Genomic DNA, 18,538 nt, shown 5'->3' on the forward strand with positions numbered 1-18,538 from the left:
ATTTCGCACTGCACATTAGACCAAAGTCATAATCCCAAAGACGGTCTGCCTCTGGACGGCGCTTTCTGTCATTTTTTGTACTGGTGGCTGCACTGAGTCTGCGTTGCGAGGAAACGCGGACGATGACGCGCAGCATCGAGGACTGACGGAATCACACGGGAGGACACGCTCATGGCAATGGCTTCGACCGCCGGCAAAACAAGCCGCGGCATGACGCGCGAGGAGAAGAAGGTCATCTTCGCCTCCTCGCTCGGCACCATTTTCGAATGGTACGATTTCTATCTCTACGGTGCATTGGCGGCCGCGATCGGCACGGCATTCTTCAACTCTTATCCGGAAACAACGAGAAACATCTTCGTGCTTCTGGCGTTCGCCGCAGGCTTCATCGTTCGCCCGCTCGGTGCCCTGGTGTTCGGCCGCATCGGCGATCTCGTCGGCCGCAAGTACACATTTCTTGTCACCATCATGATCATGGGTCTGTCGACCTTTCTGGTCGGCCTGCTTCCCGGCTCCGCCAGTTGGGGCATTGCCGCGCCGATCATGCTGATTGCACTCCGTCTGCTGCAGGGTCTGGCGCTTGGCGGCGAATATGGCGGCGCCGCGACCTACGTCGCCGAGCACGCTCCAGATGACCGCCGTGGCTTCTACACCTCATGGATCCAGACCACCGCAACGCTCGGCCTGTTCCTGTCGCTGATCGTGATTCTGATTGTGCAGAATTCCCTCAGCAAGGAAGATTTCACAGCTTGGGGCTGGCGCATTCCGTTCCTGGTTTCCGCGGTGCTGCTCGCCATCTCGGTCTGGATTCGCCTGTCACTTGCCGAGTCTCCGACCTTCCAGCGTATGAAGGCCGAGGGCAAAGGCTCCAAGGCACCCCTGTCCGAAGCCTTCGGCCAGTGGAAAAACGCCAAGATCGCATTGCTGGCACTGCTTGGCCTTACCGCTGGCCAAGCCGTGGTCTGGTACAACGGCCAGTTCTACGCGCTGTTCTTCCTGCAGAACGTGCTCAAGGTCGATCCGCAGTCGGTCAACATCATGATCGCGATCGCGCTGGCGCTTGGCACCATCTTCTTTGTCGTATTCGGCTGGCTCTCCGACAAGATCGGGCGCAAACCGATCATCATGGCGGGATTGGCGCTGGCGATCGTCACCACCTTTCCACTGTTCAAGGCACTGACCCGCGCCGCTAATCCCACTCTAGCTACCGCGCAGGAAAATGTTCGAGCAACCGTCACCGCGGCACCGGGCGACTGCAGTTTCCAGTTCAATCTTACCGGAACATGGAAATTCACCAGCTCGTGCGATGTGGCCACGGCATTCCTTGCGAAGAGTTCCGTGCCATACGATGTGGTCACGACAGCCGCGCCCGGAACGGCTGCAACGGTCAAGATTGGCAACGAAACGGCTGAAGCCTATGACGCGGTCGCGGCTGGCGACCAGTTGAAGGCCAAGGAGACAGCCTTCGGCAAGGCAATCAATATCGCCTTACAGGATGGAGGTTATCCTCTAAAGCGTGCGGCATCGAAAGTGGCCGACCAGAAGCTCGACGCTTTTGTGGCTGCCAATCCCGAGCTTAAACTCGATGCCACCGCGATTCGTGCCGGCGAAAAAACAACCGTCCCGACAGACAAGGCAGTCGCGGACAAGATCCTGACCAAGGAAGAAGCGGCTGGCGCAACCGAGGTGACAGTCTACAACATTCCCGCTTCCGGCGCTTTTGCCATGTTCGCGGATCCGGCGCAGATCAACTGGCCGCTGACCATCGGCATCCTGTTCATCCTGGTTCTGTACGTGACCATGGTTTACGGGCCGATTGCTGCGATCCTGGTCGAGATGTTCCCGACGCGCATCCGCTACACCGGCATGTCGCTGCCTTACCACATTGGCAATGGCTGGTTTGGCGGTTTACTGCCGGTGACCGTCTTCGCGCTGAGCGCGGCTAAGGGCAACATCTACTACGGCCTCTGGTATCCGGTCGCCGTTGCAGCGATGTCGCTGATCATCGGCATGATCTTTGTCAGGGATACGCTCGGAACGGACCTGCACACCAAACAGTAAGCCGGCCTGTCCGGTTCAAAGCAAAGCCCGGCGCGAGCGATCGCGCCGGGCTTTTTCAATTTATCGAGCGCAGGGCTTAGCTCTTCCGATCCTGGTTCGCTTCCTCGATCGCTGCCTCATGATACCAGGCACTTCCGAAATCCGTGCGGTTGCGCAACGAAGCAAGTTCTGCCGCGAACTTAGCCTTTCCGCTTAAATTTGAGGCAGAAGCGCGCGCTGCCACCGGGAACATCAGGATTTTGGCCGACTGACGAGTGGAAGTGATTTCCATTGTCGGTTTCCTTTCTTCGACAGAACCTTGCCGATTCAACCTTTCCCCAACATAGGTTCAGCAATCGAAATAGGCAATATGATTACGAAAAGATCAGTACTTGCATATTATTTGTGCAAAATGTGCTTGTGGATGATCCGAACGCAGCATGACCGCGGACCAGCGTTTTTGGGCGGATACAACCTCACTTTTGCCGCATCCATCGCCGGCGAGAATGGCACACGAATTGCATTTTAGTAATCCGGCAGGTCGGCTGCTGGATAGGCCGGCTCCCCCCGGCGCCATCCAGGGTTCGGTGATCAAGCAACGAGAGGCTAGAATGACGAAATACAAGCTCGAGTACATTTGGCTCGATGGATACACCCCGGTTCCCAATCTTCGCGGAAAGACGCAGGTCAAGGACTACGCCGAGTTTCCGACGCTCGACCAGCTTCCGCTGTGGGGCTTCGACGGTTCTTCGACCATGCAGGCCGAGGGCCACAGCTCCGACTGCGTTTTGAAGCCGGTCGCCGTTTATCCGGATCCCGCCCGCACTAATGGCGCGCTCGTCATGTGCGAGGTCATGATGCCGGACGGCGTCACGCCGCATGCGTCCAACAAACGCGCCACCATCCTCGACGACGAGGGCGCCTGGTTCGGCTTCGAGCAGGAGTATTTCTTCTACAAGGACGGCCGCCCGCTCGGCTTCCCCGAGAGCGGCTATCCGGCGCCGCAAGGCCCGTACTATACCGGCGTCGGCTATAGCAATGTCGGCTCCGTCGCCAGGCAGATCGTCGAGGAGCATCTCGACCTTTGCCTTGCCGCCGGCATCAACCATGAAGGCATCAACGCCGAAGTGGCCAAAGGCCAGTGGGAATTCCAGATCTTCGGCAAGGGCTCCAAGAAGGCCGCCGACCAGATGTGGATGGCACGCTATTTGATGCAGCGCCTGACCGAGAAATACGGCATCGACATCGAATATCACTGCAAGCCGCTCGGCGACACCGACTGGAACGGCTCGGGAATGCATGCCAACTTCTCGACAGCCTATATGCGCGAAGTCGGCGGCAAGGCGTATTTCGAAGCGCTGATGGCGGCTTTCGACAAGAACCTGATGGATCACATCGCCGTCTACGGGCCGGACAACGACAAGCGTTTGACCGGCAAGCACGAGACCGCGCCGTGGAACAGGTTCAGCTATGGCATCGCCGATCGCGGTGCCTCGATCCGCGTGCCGCACTCCTTCATCAACAACGGCTACAAGGGCTATCTCGAAGATCGCCGGCCGAATTCGCAGGGCGACCCCTACCAGATCGCCTCGCAGATATTGAAGACGATCGCCTCCGTCCCGACCAGCGCCGAGGTTTCGGCAGCGGCTTGAGCATTCGTCATGGCGTGGACCTCAGGTCTGCGCTGTGACTTTCTCTCCAATCGCATCACAATAAAAAACCCCGGCGTCTTTGCCGGGGTTTTTTCTATTGGCTGCAACGATCCGGATCACACCGAATAATACATATCGTATTCGACCGGATGCGGGGTCATTTCGAAGCGCATTACCTCGGCCATCTTGAGCTCGATATAGCTGTCGATCTGGTCGTCGTCGAATACGCCGCCGGCCTTCAGGAAGCCGCGGTCCTTGTCGAGGCTCTGCAAAGCCTCGCGCAGCGAGCCGCAGACGGTCGGGATTTTCTTCAATTCCTTCGGCGGCAGGTCGTAGAGATCCTTGTCCATCGGCTGTCCCGGGTGGATCTTGTTCTTGATGCCGTCAAGGCCGGCCATCAGCATGGCGGCGAAGGCAAGATAGGGGTTCGCGCCCGGATCGGGGAAGCGGACCTCGACGCGCTTGGCCTTCGGCGACGAGCCGAACGGAATGCGGCACGAGGCCGAGCGGTTGCGTGCCGAATAGGCGAGCAGCACCGGCGCTTCATAACCCGCCACCAGGCGCTTGTAGGAGTTGGTCAGCGGGTTGGTAAAGGCGTTGATCGCCTTGGCATGCTTGATGATGCCGCCGATATAGAACAGGCAGCTCTCGGACAGGCCGGCATATTCGTTGCCGGCGAAGGTCGGCTTGCCTTCCTTCCAGATCGACTGGTGGACATGCATGCCCGAGCCATTGTCGCCGAACACCGGCTTCGGCATGAAGGTGGCGGTCTTGCCATAGGCGTTGGCAACCTGGTGCACGACATATTTGTAGATCAGCATCTTGTCGGCGTTGCGGACCAGCGTGTCGAACTTGATGCCGAGCTCGTGCTGTGCGGCGGCCACTTCGTGGTGGTGCTTTTCGACGCGCACGCCCATCTCGGCGAGCACGGTGAGCATTTCCGAGCGCATGTCCTGCGCCGAATCGACCGGCGGCACCGGGAAATAGCCGCCCTTGATGCGCGGCCGATGACCGAGGTTGCCGGTCTCGTAGTCGGTGTCGTCATTGGACGGCAGTTCGGTCGAATCCAGCCTGAAGCCGGTGTTGTAGGGATCGGCCTTGTACTTGACGTCGTCGAACACGAAGAACTCGGCTTCAGGACCGACGAAGATTTGGTCGCCGATGCCTTCGGCCTTCATGTAGGCCTCGGCTTTTTTTGCGGTGCCGCGCGGGTCGCGATTGTAGGACTCCCCGGAGATCGGATCGAGGATGTCGCACAGGATGACCATGGTCGACTGCGCGAAGAACGGGTCCATATGCACCGTATCGGAATCCGGCATCAGCACCATGTCGGACTCGTTGATCGCCTTCCAGCCAGCGATCGAGGAACCATCGAACATGACGCCATCGGCAAACATGTCTTCCTCGACCTCGACGACATCCATCGTAACGTGCTGCAGTTTGCCCTTCGGATCGGTGAAGCGCAGATCGACGAACTTAACGTCGTTGTCCTTGATCTGCTTCATGATGTCTTTGGCTGTCGTCATGTCCCTGCTTCCCTATGTGATGACGTTTTGAACATGGCCTTTTAACGGGAAAATTCAGACGGCGTCCATGCCGGTTTCCCCGGTGCGGATGCGCACCACTTCCTCGATGTTGGAGACGAAGATCTTGCCGTCGCCGATACGGCCAGTCTGGGCCGCCTTGCGGATGGCTTCGATCGCTGCTTCGACCGCATCGTCGCCGAGCACGACTTCGATTTTCACCTTCGGCAGGAAGTCGACGACATATTCGGCGCCGCGATAAAGCTCGGTATGGCCCTTCTGGCGGCCAAACCCTTTGGCCTCGGTAACGGTGATACCTTGCAGGCCGGCCTCCTGAAGCGCTTCCTTCACTTCGTCTAGCTTGAATGGCTTGATGATCGCTTCGATCTTTTTCATGTAAAAAGTGGCCTCCACTGCCAAAAAAGACGGGTTGTGAGCCCCGCTTGCGCCTCAATCAAGCACGAACTGTGCCAATTGATGGGGTGCCGGGTGGGCTCACATGATTTGGATACCATGCTACGCGGGAATGTACATTCGCGTCATTCTCCGCGTCGGATGCGCCATGAGCGCCACGAGCCTAAACAACGCCGGTCCCGTCGTCCGCACAAAAAATGGGCAGATCGGATATTTCATGGGCAGCTGCGGACCTGCGACTCGTCGCTCCGGGCATTGCCGGTGTGTTTCATAACCTTCGTAGTTTGCGTCGGATCAAAAACTGGACAATGCTTCGGCAGATGATGTGCATGTCGCCCGCATGAGCCACGAACTTCTTTCTCCGTCCGAAATGGCCGAGGCCGACCGGCTGGCGATTGCCGCTGGTCCATTCGACGGCATCGGCCTGATGCGCAATGCCGGCGCTGCGGTTGCTGCCGTGGTGCTCAAGCGCTACCCGAAAGCAACGCGCGTCCATGTGCTTTGCGGCCCCGGCAACAATGGCGGCGACGGCTATGTCGTGGCGCGCATCCTTCGGGAGAGCGCCGTCGATGTCTCTGTGTGGGCGTCCGGATCGCCCAAACGCGGCCGTGATGCGGCACTCGCTGCCTCGGAATGCCCGGTTGAAGCTCGGCCGCTGTCGGATTTTGTTGCCGAGATGGGCTCGGTCGTGGTTGACGCGGTCTATGGGGCGGGGCTGTCCAAGCCGCTGTCCGGCGACGCCGCCAAGGTGATCGACATTGCGGCGGAATTGAATTTGCCGGTTGTTGCGGTCGACCTGCCGTCGGGCGTTTCAGGCGAGAGCGGCAATGTGTTAGGAAAGGCCTTCCGGGCCCGGACCACGGTGACCTTCGCGCGAAAAAAGCCAGGCCATCTTTTGTTGCCGGGGCGCGAGCTGTGCGGCGAAATCGTGCTCGCTGATATCGGCATAAGCGACAGTGTTGTTGCGCAGCTTGAACCACGAACATTCGAGAACATTCCGGCGCTCTGGCTTGGCCGCTTTCCGGTTCCGGCCGTCGACGCCCATAAGTATAAACGCGGCCATGTCGGCGTCTTTTCCGGCGGGCCGTCGGCGACGGGTGCTGCGCGGCTGTCGGCGCTTGCCGCGGCTAGGAGCGGGGCAGGGGCCGTCACCTTGCTGTCGCCGGCGAACGCCATCCATGTGAACGCGGCGCATCTGACCTCGATCATGCTGCGCAAGCTAGACACTGTCGCGGATGTGGACGAATTCGTCGGCAGCCGCCGGCCATCGGCCTTCGTGCTCGGCCCAGGATTTGGCATTGGTGAGAAGACGCGCGAATTCGCCCTGGCCGTGCTGAATGGCGCTCGTGGGCAAGACGGTGGGATCGACGGACTGGTGCTCGACGCCGACGGCGTCACCTCGTTTCGCGACGCGACGGATGCCCTGTTCGAAGCCGCCAGCCGGCCGAGCGCGCCGGCTCTGGTGATGACGCCGCATGACGGCGAATTCGTCAGGCTTTTTTCAGATATCGCCGAGGACAAGGACCTGTCCAAACTGGCCAAGGCACGCGCCGCAGCCGAACGGGCCAACGCCACTCTCGTCTACAAGGGTGCCGACACTGTGATTGCGGCCCCCGATGGCCGGGCAGCGATCAACGACAATGGCGCGCCTTGGCTGGCCACCGCCGGTTCGGGCGACGTGCTGTCGGGTATCATCGCCGCGCTGCTGGCGCAGGGCATGCCGGCCTTTGAAGCGGCCTGTGCGGCAGTCTGGATCCATGCCGAGGCCGGCAGCCGTTTCGGACCGGGGCTGATCGCCGAGGACCTGCCGCTGGCGCTGGTGCCGGTCCTGCGCGAGCTCGTTGAAAGCCGCGGGAAGGCTGCCGAATGAACCGCCTGATTGCGCTGCTCGTTGCGATCATTAGTGCCATATCCATGGCGCAGGCCGCGAACGCCGGAACTCCGCTGACCATCGTCGACGACCCGGCCGTTCTCGCCGCTCTCGACAGCAACGGTTACGGGTTCGCCGGCATTTTCGGCGTCGATGGCAACGGCGATTTGAAGACGCTTTATGATAAGGCGCCCGCTTACCACGCGATCGTCGAAACGATTGCAAGCGACGTCGCGGCATTGCGGGCCGAGATGAAGGCCGGCGGCCGGCCGCTTTACGAGGTGACCGACGGCAATGTTGGCCGCGTCATGGACATGCGCTGGCCGAGGACCGAGGCCGCACGCTTCCGCCTTGTCGGCGTGGTCAACCGGCTCGACCGGCGCGACTTCGCCGCCTTGCAAGGCGACACGAGTTGCGGCGAAGTGCGCTTCATCTATCGCCTCGCCTACGGCTTCAAGAAGAACGGCAAGGTTCTGGCCTCGCGCCTGCCGTTCAATTTCAGTGCCGTCTACGATGCCGCGCCGGATGCCGACGGCGGTTGTGTCGGCGTCGCGGGACGCTGGGCACCACAACTCGACGAGAGCGTCGATGCCGGCTGGCTGACCGGTGGGCCGCTGGAAAGGACGGCGCTCACCTTCAAGCAGCTCGAGCTCAATGCGCAAGTGGTGCGCTTCCCCTCCGGCCAGGAGACCGAATTCGGCGGGCAGGCTGCCTATCTCATGCGAATTTTCGGCATCGACGGAGCGGCTGTCAGCGAAAAGCCGCTGGAAAACACGCCCGACACGGCACGTCTCGCCGAAGATGCTGCGCTGAAAGCAAGACTTGCCGACTATGTCCGCACCAATGTCGCGGCGGTCGATCTCGGCATCTACAAAATCCCCGATGAATTCTTGGCAAGGAAGGTCATCTCCTGGTCGACCTTCGGCAGCGCAAGGCAGGCCAACCACCCGTTTGCGCCATTATTCCAGCCTGCGGATTTTGTCGGGCTCGATTATTCCGCCTTGAGGCTGGTGCGCACGCCGGAGGCACTGGTCGAGCGGCTGGACAACGGCGCCTGCCAGGGCTGCCATCAGGCGGGCTCGACCGCCGGCTTCCATTTCATCGGCCTGGACGATAAGACGACCTCGCCGCTCAACCGCATCGAGGTCGGCATCTCCCCGCATCTCCACGCCGACATCCCGCGCCGCGTCGCCTGGCTGCACGCGACTGCCGACGGCAAGGAACCGAACCGCTTTCGCCCGTTATCGTTCGCGCCGCCGGCGACCTGGAACGATGCCGGCGAAATCGCCTATTCGCCGGCCGAGATGGCGATGCCTTGCCTGATGCCACAGGATGCGGCCCGCTTCGGCGCGACATGGCAATGCGGTGGCGGCACCGTCTGCACGCCGTTGACAACCGCGTCCGGCGTGCGCACCAAGCTGGCGCAATGCCTGTTGCCCAAGGACAGCGAAGATATGTTTTCCGGCCACCCTTGTTTAACGGGATCCATCGCCAGCAACCCGGCACAGCCTTTCAATGACCGGTATACCATCACCGGTCAGTTCGCCGCGTTCGCACCAAGCATTTCGCGCGCCGCCTACACCTGCCGACCGCCGAAGATCGGTGTGCCGGCGGGTATCGCCTATCGCGGCTGCGATGACCGGGATCGCAGCTTTGCCGCCTTCAAGACGGGCAAGCCGATGCCGAACGAGATTTGCGGGCTGGTTGGCGGCAAGAAATTCGACACCTGCGTGGCGACCAATAATTTCGATCAGTGCCTGGGCGGCGCCGTCAATCGCGGCAATCGTCCTGCCTGCTCGGCCGACCATTTCTGCCGCGAGGATTACATGTGTCAGTCGCTGCCGCCCGATACACCCGGTATCGGCAAAGTGAAGGGCATCGGCTTCTGCTCGCCGACCTATTTTATCTTCCAGATGCGCATCGACAATCACGCCACGCCGTGGTCGGGCGCTGTCCGCGCGACGATGGGAGCCGGGTTCGGAGCAGCGGAAGCGGAATAGGCCGACGACTCTGACATTGGCCGCAGTAGCTCCAGGGCGGACAGCTATCGATCGAGGTCGTCGGCGATGTTCGATGTCCATTCACCGTCGAAATGCCGGACGCGTTCGGCGACCACCTCATCGCTCAGCAGGCTCGACAAGGCGGAAACCAGAACTGGTTCTATCTCTGGAGCCGAGCTAAATCCAAGAGCATTCAAACGTTCGGACCAGGGCGGATGATCCGCGCTTTCGTTATCTGGCGCGTCCCAGGCCTTTTGCGCATATTCTTGCAGGATGGGAAGCCTCGACAGGTGACTGGCGGCCGCCAGAACTCTTTCGAGTGGTGGACGAGGCGGTACCATGGTGCCAAGCAGTTCACGTTTAAGCGGAATATACACTTGGTCATCGAAGAACGCACTGGCGGCACCGACCAGCAGCAGGGCGCGGGCCGCTTCATATGCATCGCCGGACATCGCTGCATGACGATCCGCGTCAATTTCCGCCCGCCGCGACAACCGTATTTCTTCGCGCTCCAGCGTGCGCGACAGCGGGCCAAGCATCCAGTAGAACAGGCTGCCCGAAACTGTTTTTCCCGGTGGGGCGAAGTCGAAGATTAGATCGAAGCTCTTTTCGAGTTCGGCCAGGTTGAGCCCGCCATTTGTATCTTTATTTTTCAGATGGGCGTCCTCATGGGCCAAGATCGCCGCAACCCCCTTTTGGTCGGTCACTGCGAGCAGCGGCAGGCCCACGGTGAGAATTGCCCTGCGACCAAGCAGGCCCAGAAACGGCCGCTCTTCACCGATACTGGCGTTGAGATCGGGGCTCAGCACGATGGTAGTCCGGCTGGCGCGGTGTTTGCCGGCAATACTCTCCCAGATGGCCCATAATTTCGGGGCTGATTCCCGAGTAATCCCGTCCACCTTGCTGGGTCGAAAACCGGCGAACAATGTCCCGATCAACAGAACCATGCCCAGCATCGCAGCTGGGATCGCAACAACGCCAGCCGCGATGACGGCGAGCGGATGCCGGTCGAGAAACCAGAACCATAAGACTGTTGGGCAGAACAGCGGCAGAGCGAAAAGCAGGACGGCAAACCTGCCGAAGTGCGCTCCCATGTAGAAGACCAGGCGCGACATCAACCCCTCACAGCGGAATGTTGTCGTGCTTCTTCCAGGGGTTTTGCATATCCTTGTTGCGCAGCATCCTGAGCGCGCGGGCGATGCGGCGGCGGGTTGAATGCGGCATGATCACCTCGTCGACATAGCCACGCTCGGCGGCAACGAAGGGCGACAGGAAGCGATCTTCGTAAGCCTTTGTGTGTGCTGCAATTTTCTCCGCGTCGCCGATGTCCTTGCGATAGATGATCTCGACTGCGCCCCTGGCGCCCATCACCGCAATCTGCGCCGTTGGCCACGCATAGTTCATGTCACCGCGCAAATGCTTTGACGCCATGACGTCATAGGCACCGCCATAGGCCTTTCTGGTGATGACGGTGATCTTTGGCACGGTCGCTTCGGCATAGGCGAACAGAAGCTTGGCGCCGTGCTTGATCAACCCGCCATATTCCTGCGCGGTGCCGGGCAGGAAGCCCGGCACGTCGACGAAGGTGACGATCGGGATCGAGAAGCAGTCGCAGAAGCGCACGAAACGAGCCGCCTTGCGGCTGGCATCCGAATCGAGCACGCCGGCCAGCACCATCGGCTGGTTGGCGACGAAGCCGACGGTGCGGCCCTCGATACGGCCGAAGCCGGTGACGATGTTTTTCGCAAAATTCTGCTGGATCTCGAAGAAGTCACCCTCGTCGGCAACTTTAAGGATCAACTCTTTGATGTCGTAGGGTTTGTTGGCATTGTCGGGGATCAGCCTGTCGAGCGACAGATCGTGATCGGTGACCGACTGGTAGCATTCGATCTCGGGAATTTCCGCCGTGTTGGAAGCGGGCAGCAGATCGACCAGCCGGCGCATCTGCAGCAGCGCCTCGACGTCATTGTCGTAGGCTCCGTCGGCGATCGAGGACTTCGTCGTGTGGATAGAAGCGCCGCCGAGGCTTTCGGCGGTGACCGTCTCGTTGGTTACGGTCTTCACCACATCCGGCCCGGTGACGAACATGTAGGAGGTTTCGCGAACCATGAAGATGAAGTCAGTCATCGCCGGCGAATAGACATCGCCGCCGGCGCAGGGGCCCATGATCAGTGAAATCTGCGGGATGACGCCGGAGGCCAGTACATTGCGCTGGAAGATCTCGGCATAGCCGCCGAGCGCCGCCACGCCTTCCTGGATGCGGGCGCCGCCGGCGTCGTAAAGGCCGATGATCGGCGCGCGATTGCGCAGCGCCATCTCCTGGACCTTGACCACCTTTTCGGCATGGGCCTCGGACAGCGAGCCGCCGAACACGGTGAAATCCTTGGCGAAAAGATAGACCGGGCGACCGTTGACGGTGCCCCAGCCGGTAACGACGCCGTCGCCGGCGATCTTGGTTTTCTCCATGCCGAAATCGGTCGAGCGGTGCTCGACATACATGTCGAACTCCTCGAACGAGCCCTCGTCGAGAAAGACGTCTATGCGTTCGCGGGCGGTCAGCTTGCCCTTCTTGTGCTGGGCGTCGATGCGGGCCTGGCCGCCGCCCATGCGGGCGATCTCGCGGCGGCGCTCGAGTTCCTTCAGCACGTCCTTCATGACCGGTCCCCGAAACGGAAAGCTGCATTGTGGTAATCATGCCCGCGAGAGAGCGCAAGCGCCGCTTCCTCATGGCTTTTGCTGCGCTGCAACATCAGGCCCCTTGCATTTCGATGCGAACTGGGCCATATGCGGCGGCATAGGCGCTTGGGCCGGGATAGTCCGGCCTTCTCGATGAATGAGACTGGTTGCGTCTGTTTTCCCTCTTCCCGACATATCGGCAAGGTGGCGAAAAAGCCCCGTGGCATGAAGCCTGCGGGCACGACAGCGCAGCCGTGCGGACGATGACGTCCGCCCGCCTTGTCGTTTCATGACAATTTTCGACGGCAGGTTGCGCCCTGCCGCCATCGATGTTTGCGGCCAGGAGCCGCATGAAAGAAGAATATTTTGACCAATGAAAACACTTTGACCGGTAAGGACACTGCGGAACCGAACGGTTTCGCCGCACTTGGAATCACCGGCGCACTGCTCAAGGCCACCAATGCCGCCGGTTTTACCGATCCGAAGCCGATCCAGGCCCAGGCGATCCCGCCGCAGCTCGAAGGCCGCGACATTTTCGGCATCGCCCAGACCGGCTCGGGCAAGACGGCGGCGTTCGCGCTGCCGATCCTGTCGAAGATCATCGCACTTGGTACCAAGCGCCGGCCGAAGACGGCCCGAGCGCTGATCCTGGCGCCGACACGTGAACTTGCGGTGCAGATCGAGGAGATGATCAAGCTGCTCGCCAAGGGCGCGCATGTATCGACCGCGCTCGTGCTGGGCGGCGTCTCGCGCTTCAGCCAGGTGAAGAAGGTCGCGCCCGGCGTCGACATCCTGATCGCAACGCCCGGTCGGCTGACCGACCTTGTGCGTGAAGGCGACCTGATGCTTGCCGACACCAAATGGCTGGTGCTCGATGAAGGCGACCGCATGCTCGACATGGGCTTCATCAACGACGTGAAGCGCATCGCCAAGGCGACGGCGCCGGACCGTCAGACGGTGCTGTTCTCGGCGACCATGCCGGCCGAGATCGCCGAACTGGCGAAAGGCCTGCTGAAGAACCCGATCCGCGTCGAAGTCGCTCCTCACAGCACCGCGGCAGCCGAGATCGTGCAGGGTGTCGTCTTTGCCCGCACCAAGCAGAAGCGCCAGGTGCTGGCCCAGATGCTCGCCGACGAGGCGATGAAGTCCGTCATCATCTTCTCGCGCACCAAGCATGGCGCCGACAGGGTGACCAAGGATCTCGAGCGCGACGGCTTCAAGGCCGCCGTCATCCACGGCAACAAGTCGCAGAATGCCCGTCAGAAGGCACTCAACGATTTCCGTGAGGGTTCGGTGCGCATTCTCGTGGCGACCGACATTGCGGCACGCGGCATCGACGTGCCCGGCATCAGCCATGTGGTGAATTTCGACCTGCCGGACGAGGCGGAGAGCTATGTCCACCGGATCGGCCGCACCGGCCGCAACGGCATGGACGGCATCGCCATCACACTCTGCGACCCGTCTGAAAACAGCAAGCTGCGTCAGGTCGAGCGCATCATCCGCACCAAGCTGCCGATCATTGCCGACCATCTCGGCAGCCCCGATCCGCAGCGCAATCCCGCCGAGAAGAATGAGCGCAGCTTCGAACCGGCCAATGATCGCAACGACCACAATGGCCGTCGCGACGGCAGGCGGCCCAGCGGCGCAAACAACGGCTTCGGCAAGAAGCGGTTCGGCGACAAGCCGGCCTTTGCGGGCGAGCGCAAGCCGGAAGGCGCCAAGCCCTTCAAGGGCAATAACAAACGCCGCTTCGGCGGCAAGCGGCCAGCAGCGCGGGCCGCATAATCTGACCGTGTTGCGGTCAGCCAAGCCTGGCTTGGTCGAATACGATTGAAGAGGGCGACCGGAGCGATGCTTCGGTCGCCCTCTTGCTTGGGGCTTTGGTTCACTTACCACCGCCTCGACCCACACGACGATCCGCTGCGCGAGGAAAGCCGTGGTCGATGGCGACAGCGCGTCGCCGGCAATGACGTGGTTGTCCGGGTCGCCGGTATCGTCGACCGGCACCAATTCATGTGCGGCGCCCCAGCGACCCGCAAGCACGATCGCTCGCCCATCACCGATCCTACTCGACTGGCGGCTTGCGGTCGAAATTCAGCGGCCGCGCGTTCCAGCGGGTGACCGTGCTGATCACCCATCGGCAGAACGGCCTCGGCAGCATCCTGAGCAGTTTCAGCGTCCAACTCAGGCGGCGTGGGAAAGTGACTTCGAAGCCGCCGTATTCGATGCCTTGCGCGATGCGGCGCGAGGCCAGATTGACCGGCATCAAGCCCGGCATCGGCAGGAAGTTCTTTTCGGTCAGCCGCGTGTCGACAAAGCCCGGATTAATCACCTGGATGCGGACGTTCATCTTGTCGAAATCGTATTTCAGCGACTCGGCCAGGATATTGACCGCCGCCTTGGTGCCGCCATAGGCGGCGGTGGTGGGCCAGCCGAAATAGGCGGTGACCGAACCGATCAGCACGACATGGCCGCGCGAGCGCACGCGCATGCGTTCGATGACCGGCAGCAGGCCATTGATGATGCCAAAATAATTGACTTCGAAAGACCGACGGAAATTGCGCGCCACAAGATCCTCGCCCGGCGTTGCGATATAGCTTCCAGCGTTGAACACTGCCAACACGATCGGACCGAGATCTTTCTCGATCGCTGCAACCGTCTTCGCCATGCGTTTTTCGTCGGTCACGTCGCAAGGATAGGCTGCGACACGGCCCGCCATCTGCGCCGTTTCGACGATGAGCGTATCGATCGGATGGTCATCTGGCGCAGTCACCGCGACGACATAGCCCCGAGCGGCAAGATCCTTGGCCAGCGAACGGCCGATACCGCTGCTGCCGCCCGTAATCCAGGCGACGCCATGCTTCGGATTGGCCCGATAGAGTGTCATGTTGCGCCCCGCCGGCTCTTCTTAGCCTGTGCTCTACCGGTGAAGAAATCGAATGAAAAGAGTGCTTTTCGGTACATGGTTGAAATGAATACCGGTCGGGCGCTCCTGGCTGCAGGAATTGCAGTGTGCGAAATGCGACTGGACCAGGCAAATTCTTGCCTTGAAACCGAAGCTTCGGGTTTCTAGGGTTTCGCCGCACCCACAAAGGAATCTCCATGCCCCGTTCTGTGATCGACGTGATCGGCAACACGCCCCTGATCCGCCTCAACAAGGCCTCGGAAGCAACCGGCTGCGAGATCCTGGGCAAGGCCGAATTCATGAATCCCGGGCAGTCGGTAAAGGACCGCGCCGGCCTGTTTATCATCCGCGATGCGGAACAGCGCGGGCTGCTGCGGCCCGGCGGCGTCATCGTCGAGGGGACGGCTGGCAACACCGGCATCGGATTGACACTGGTTGCCAAGGCGCTCGGCTACCGCACGGTGATCGTCATTCCCGACACCCAGAGCCAGGAGAAGAAGGATACGATCAAACTGCTCGGCGCCGAGTTGATCGAAGTGCCCGCCGTGCCTTACAAGAACCCGAACAACTACGTGAAGCTGTCGGGCCGGCTGGCCGAGCAGATGGCCAAGAGCGAGCCGAACGGCGCGATCTGGGCCAACCAGTTCGACAATGTCGCCAACCGTGACGGCCATATCCGCACCACGGCCGAAGAAATCTGGAACCAGACCGACGGCAAGGTGGATGGTTTCGTGTCGGCGGTCGGTTCCGGCGGCACTCTGGCAGGCGTCGGTTTCGGGCTGAAGGCCAAAAACAACCAGGTCAAGATCGCGCTGGCCGATCCGCTGGGGGCAGCGCTCTATTCCTTCTACACCAGCGGCGAGCTGAAATCCGAGGGCAGTTCGATCACCGAAGGCATCGGGCAGGGGCGGATCACCGCCAACCTCCAAGGCTTTACACCCGATTTTGCCTTCCAGATCCCCGACGAGGACGCGCTGCCGATCGTATTCGACCTGATCCAGGAGGAGGGGCTTTGCGTTGGCGGTTCGACGGGCATCAACATTGCCGGCGCCATTCGCCTGGCGCGCGAGCTAGGCCCCGGCCACACTATCGTGACCATGCTTTGCGACTACGGCACGCGCTACCAGTCGAAGCTGTTCAATCCTGAATTCCTGCGCGAAAAGAAGCTGCCGGTGCCGGGGTGGATGGAGCAACAGAGCACGATTTCAGTACCGTTCGAAAGGGTTGCGTGATGGCGCACAAGACCGAAGCGCTGTTTCGTGACGACGCCTATCTGGGGACGGCCGACGCCACCGTCGTCGCAGTCAATGATCGCGGCGGCATCATTCTGGACCGGACGGTGTTTTACGCCACATCGGGCGGGCAGCCGGGCGACACCGGCAGCCTCGAACGCGCCGACGGCACCGGCATAGCGATTGCCGCTACGATCACCGGCGAAACCAAGGACGAGATCATCCATGTGCCGGCGCCGGAGCAGGCAGTTCCAAAGGTGGGCGAGCGCATGAGGCTCGCCATCGACTGGCCGCGGCGGCAGTTGCTGATGCGCATGCATTCTGCCTGCCACCTGCTTACCGTCGTCTGTCCGTTCCCGATCACCGGCGCCGCGGTTTCCGAGGACGACAGCCGTATCGATTTCGACATCCCGGATGCCGGCTTTACCAAGGAAGACGTGACGGCCAGACTGATGGAACTGGTGCGAGCCGACCACCCGATCTTCACCCGGCTCATTTCCGACGAGGAACTGGCATCCAATCCGGGCTTGGTGAAATCCAAGAATGTGCGGCCCCCGGCCGGCACGGGAAGGATCCGATTGGTCTGCATCGGCGAGAACGCTTCGATCGACAGCCAGCCTTGCGGCGGCACCCATGTAAAGAGCACCAGCGAAATCGGCGAGATCCATATCGGCAAGATCGAGAAGAAGGGCCGCGAGAACCGGCGCTTCCGCATTCGCTTTGGTCCTATGCCGCCAGCCTGATATAGGACTGCGACGGGCGGGACAGGAGAGAAAAGATGGCCGACGACAGTCCTTTCACCATCGATGCCGATTGGTTACAGAAGCGGCTCGGCGAACCCGGCCTGACGATTGTCGACGCGTCCTGGTATCTGCCGGCGCAAAAGCGTGACGCGCGCGCCGAGTACGACGTAGCGCATATTCCAGGCGCCCGCTTCCTCGACCAGGATGCGGTTTCGGACCCCGACGCGGCTCTGCCGCACACGCTGCCGTCGCCGCAGCATTTCGCGCAATATGTCGGCGCGATGGGTATTTCGGCCGATGACACGATTGTTGTCTATGACGGGCCAGGGTTCTTTTCTGCACCGCGCGCCTGGTGGTTGTTTCGCGTCATGGGCGTGTTCCAGGTCTATATACTCGACGGCGGGTTCGATCGTTGGAAAGCCGCCGGACGGCCAGTGACGGCGGAGCCGACGAAGATCGCGCCTTGCGTGTTTTATGCCAACTTCGATGCCGCCCGCGTCGCCAGCCTTGCCGACATGCGCCGGATCGTCGAGACGGGGGAGAGCCAGATCGCCGACGCGCGCTCGCCTGGCCGTTTTGCCGGCACCGAGCCGGAGCCGCGCCCCGGCATCCGCTCCGGCCATATGCCGGGCGCGCACAACGTGCCATTTTCGGCGCTTTCGGAAAACGGCGAATTGTTGCCGAAGGACAGGCTGCGCAAAGTGATCGAAGGAGCCGGCATCGACCTGTCGAAGCCGGTCGTCACCTCCTGCGGGTCGGGCGTCACCGCGGCAGCTGTCACGCTGGCTTTGGAGACGCTTGGCCATGCCGACAACAGGCTTTATGACGGTTCATGGACCGAATGGGGCGGGCTTTCCGACACGCCCGTCGTGACGGGCAAGGACTGACGGGGATGGAAGACGGATCGCTGGAAGACATCGACGTCACCGTGACGTTTCTCGAAATGCATGTGCCGCCTGCGTATTCGCCGCCGCTGCCGTACAACCGCCAGATCGCGCTGCTCAAGACCAAAGACATTCCGCTGCATTTCTACCGCTATTTGATGGATCGGGTGGGCCGCAAATGGCACTGGGTCAATGTGCTGAGGCTGAGCGACGAGGAGCTTGCGGCGGGCATCCACCGCGAGGACCGCGACATCAGGGTGCTTTATCTGGATGGTGCGCCGGCCGGCTTCTTCGACCTCAAGCCGCATTTGCCGGAGGAAGTGGAACTCGCTTATTTCGGAATGATGGAGCACGCGACCGGGCAAGGCATCGGCCGCTGGTTCCTTGGTGCGGCAATCGCCGCGGCATGGTCGCACGGGCCAAAGCGGGTGACGGTGCAGACCTGCACCCTCGATCACCCAGCAGCACTGCCGCTCTATCAAAAACTCGGCTTTACGCCAGTGGCGCAAAAAAAGGAGGTCGTACATCCGATGTCTTTTGCCGAGCGCGCGGCCAGCGTCATGCGGCCCTGATTTTCAGGCCCGTTCATCCGCGCTTCAGCT

The 18,538-nt window shown here is 61.2% G+C and carries 15 protein-coding genes and 1 pseudogene; 9 read left to right on the forward strand and 7 right to left on the reverse strand.

Annotated features, from left to right (window positions below):
• The first annotated feature begins 171 nt into the window (after positions 1–171).
• On the forward strand, positions 172–2,058 hold the full coding sequence (locus NKJ15_RS12470) for an MFS transporter (RefSeq protein ID WP_352815515.1): 1,887 nt from the start codon (positions 172–174) through the stop codon (positions 2,056–2,058).
• Positions 2,059–2,134: 76 nt separating this feature from the next.
• Here the strand turns inward: NKJ15_RS12470 and NKJ15_RS12475 are convergent, their stop codons facing one another.
• A complete protein-coding gene (locus tag NKJ15_RS12475) occupies positions 2,135–2,329 on the reverse strand; it encodes a DUF2735 domain-containing protein (RefSeq protein WP_352451032.1) in 195 nt (64 codons plus the stop codon).
• Positions 2,330–2,648: 319 nt separating this feature from the next.
• Between NKJ15_RS12475 and NKJ15_RS12480 the strand changes: the two genes are divergently transcribed.
• Positions 2,649–3,689, forward strand: coding sequence for a glutamine synthetase beta-grasp domain-containing protein (locus NKJ15_RS12480; RefSeq protein ID WP_023717535.1), 1,041 nt, complete (start codon positions 2,649–2,651; stop codon positions 3,687–3,689).
• Between the two features lie 116 nt (positions 3,690–3,805).
• Here NKJ15_RS12480 and glnA read toward each other — a convergent pair whose 3' ends face one another.
• Positions 3,806–5,215, reverse strand: a complete 1,410-nt coding sequence (gene glnA / locus NKJ15_RS12485) for a type I glutamate--ammonia ligase (protein WP_352815517.1) — start codon at positions 5,213–5,215, stop codon at positions 3,806–3,808.
• A 54-nt stretch (positions 5,216–5,269) separates the two neighbouring features.
• The gene (locus NKJ15_RS12490; protein WP_019857988.1) at positions 5,270–5,608 is read right to left on the reverse strand and encodes a P-II family nitrogen regulator; all 339 of its coding nucleotides are present in this window, start codon (positions 5,606–5,608) and stop codon (positions 5,270–5,272) included.
• Positions 5,609–5,966: 358 nt separating this feature from the next.
• Here NKJ15_RS12490 and NKJ15_RS12495 point away from each other — a divergent pair, with 358 nt between their 5' ends.
• Positions 5,967–7,496, forward strand: a complete 1,530-nt coding sequence (locus tag NKJ15_RS12495) for an NAD(P)H-hydrate dehydratase (RefSeq protein WP_352815518.1) — start codon at positions 5,967–5,969, stop codon at positions 7,494–7,496.
• Positions 7,493–9,496, forward strand: coding sequence for a hypothetical protein (locus NKJ15_RS12500; RefSeq protein ID WP_352815520.1), 2,004 nt, complete (start codon positions 7,493–7,495; stop codon positions 9,494–9,496). The genes NKJ15_RS12495 and NKJ15_RS12500 overlap by 4 nt, the downstream gene beginning before the upstream one ends.
• 44 nt (positions 9,497–9,540) lie before the next feature.
• On the opposite strand, the gene NKJ15_RS12505 is transcribed toward NKJ15_RS12500, so the two are convergent.
• On the reverse strand, positions 9,541–10,611 hold the full coding sequence (locus NKJ15_RS12505) for a M48 family metallopeptidase (protein WP_352815522.1): 1,071 nt from the start codon (positions 10,609–10,611) through the stop codon (positions 9,541–9,543).
• A 7-nt stretch (positions 10,612–10,618) separates the two neighbouring features.
• Complete coding sequence (locus tag NKJ15_RS12510) at positions 10,619–12,151, reverse strand: acyl-CoA carboxylase subunit beta (RefSeq protein WP_352471824.1); 1,533 nt, start codon at positions 12,149–12,151, stop codon at positions 10,619–10,621.
• 387 nt (positions 12,152–12,538) lie between these two features.
• On the opposite strand from NKJ15_RS12510, the gene NKJ15_RS12515 reads away from it, so the two are divergent.
• Positions 12,539–13,957, forward strand: a complete 1,419-nt coding sequence (locus NKJ15_RS12515) for a DEAD/DEAH box helicase (RefSeq protein WP_352471825.1) — start codon at positions 12,539–12,541, stop codon at positions 13,955–13,957.
• A 108-nt stretch (positions 13,958–14,065) separates the two neighbouring features.
• On the opposite strand, the pseudogene NKJ15_RS12520 reads toward NKJ15_RS12515, so the two are convergent.
• A pseudogene (locus tag NKJ15_RS12520) lies at positions 14,066–14,212 on the reverse strand (alpha/beta hydrolase); the annotation flags it as partial.
• 25 nt (positions 14,213–14,237) lie between these two features.
• On the reverse strand, positions 14,238–15,059 hold the full coding sequence (locus tag NKJ15_RS12525; protein WP_352457508.1) for an SDR family oxidoreductase: 822 nt from the start codon (positions 15,057–15,059) through the stop codon (positions 14,238–14,240).
• 215 nt (positions 15,060–15,274) lie between these two features.
• Here NKJ15_RS12525 and NKJ15_RS12530 point away from each other — a divergent pair, with 215 nt between their 5' ends.
• From NKJ15_RS12530 to NKJ15_RS12545, 4 genes are read left to right on the forward strand one after another with little or no spacing between them, the layout of a single operon-like run.
• The gene (locus NKJ15_RS12530; RefSeq protein ID WP_023675106.1) at positions 15,275–16,309 is read left to right on the forward strand and encodes a cysteine synthase A; all 1,035 of its coding nucleotides are present in this window, start codon (positions 15,275–15,277) and stop codon (positions 16,307–16,309) included.
• Positions 16,309–17,052 (forward strand): alanyl-tRNA editing protein, encoded by a 744-nt coding sequence (locus NKJ15_RS12535; RefSeq protein ID WP_023675105.1) that lies wholly within the window; start codon positions 16,309–16,311, stop codon positions 17,050–17,052. Before NKJ15_RS12530 ends, NKJ15_RS12535 begins: the two co-directional genes overlap by 1 nt.
• 35 nt (positions 17,053–17,087) lie before the next feature.
• On the forward strand, positions 17,088–17,939 hold the full coding sequence (gene sseA, locus NKJ15_RS12540; protein WP_023675104.1) for a 3-mercaptopyruvate sulfurtransferase: 852 nt from the start codon (positions 17,088–17,090) through the stop codon (positions 17,937–17,939).
• A 5-nt stretch (positions 17,940–17,944) separates the two neighbouring features.
• Entirely contained in the window at positions 17,945–18,508 is a 564-nt protein-coding gene (locus tag NKJ15_RS12545; protein ID WP_352448953.1) for a GNAT family N-acetyltransferase, read from the forward strand.
• The last annotated feature ends 30 nt before the right edge of the window (positions 18,509–18,538 follow it).

Source organism: Mesorhizobium sp. M0207 (genome assembly GCF_040321995.1).
Taxonomy (GTDB): domain Bacteria; phylum Pseudomonadota; class Alphaproteobacteria; order Rhizobiales; family Rhizobiaceae; genus Mesorhizobium.

Coding starts and splice junctions, on each gene's coding strand:
- glnA (WP_352815517.1), bottom strand. CDS start 5,215: ATGACGACAGCCAAAGACATCATGAAGCAGATCAAGGACAACGACGTT.
- NKJ15_RS12525 (WP_352457508.1), bottom strand. CDS start 15,059: ATGACACTCTATCGGGCCAATCCGAAGCATGGCGTCGCCTGGATTACG.
- NKJ15_RS12500 (WP_352815520.1), top strand. CDS start 7,493: ATGAACCGCCTGATTGCGCTGCTCGTTGCGATCATTAGTGCCATATCC.
- NKJ15_RS12470 (WP_352815515.1), top strand. CDS start 172: ATGGCAATGGCTTCGACCGCCGGCAAAACAAGCCGCGGCATGACGCGC.
- NKJ15_RS12490 (WP_019857988.1), bottom strand. CDS start 5,608: ATGAAAAAGATCGAAGCGATCATCAAGCCATTCAAGCTAGACGAAGTG.
- NKJ15_RS12480 (WP_023717535.1), top strand. CDS start 2,649: ATGACGAAATACAAGCTCGAGTACATTTGGCTCGATGGATACACCCCG.
- NKJ15_RS12475 (WP_352451032.1), bottom strand. CDS start 2,329: ATGGAAATCACTTCCACTCGTCAGTCGGCCAAAATCCTGATGTTCCCG.
- NKJ15_RS12495 (WP_352815518.1), top strand. CDS start 5,967: ATGAGCCACGAACTTCTTTCTCCGTCCGAAATGGCCGAGGCCGACCGG.
- NKJ15_RS12510 (WP_352471824.1), bottom strand. CDS start 12,151: ATGAAGGACGTGCTGAAGGAACTCGAGCGCCGCCGCGAGATCGCCCGC.
- NKJ15_RS12545 (WP_352448953.1), top strand. CDS start 17,945: ATGGAAGACGGATCGCTGGAAGACATCGACGTCACCGTGACGTTTCTC.
- NKJ15_RS12505 (WP_352815522.1), bottom strand. CDS start 10,611: ATGTCGCGCCTGGTCTTCTACATGGGAGCGCACTTCGGCAGGTTTGCC.
- NKJ15_RS12535 (WP_023675105.1), top strand. CDS start 16,309: ATGGCGCACAAGACCGAAGCGCTGTTTCGTGACGACGCCTATCTGGGG.
- sseA (WP_023675104.1), top strand. CDS start 17,088: ATGGCCGACGACAGTCCTTTCACCATCGATGCCGATTGGTTACAGAAG.
- NKJ15_RS12530 (WP_023675106.1), top strand. CDS start 15,275: ATGCCCCGTTCTGTGATCGACGTGATCGGCAACACGCCCCTGATCCGC.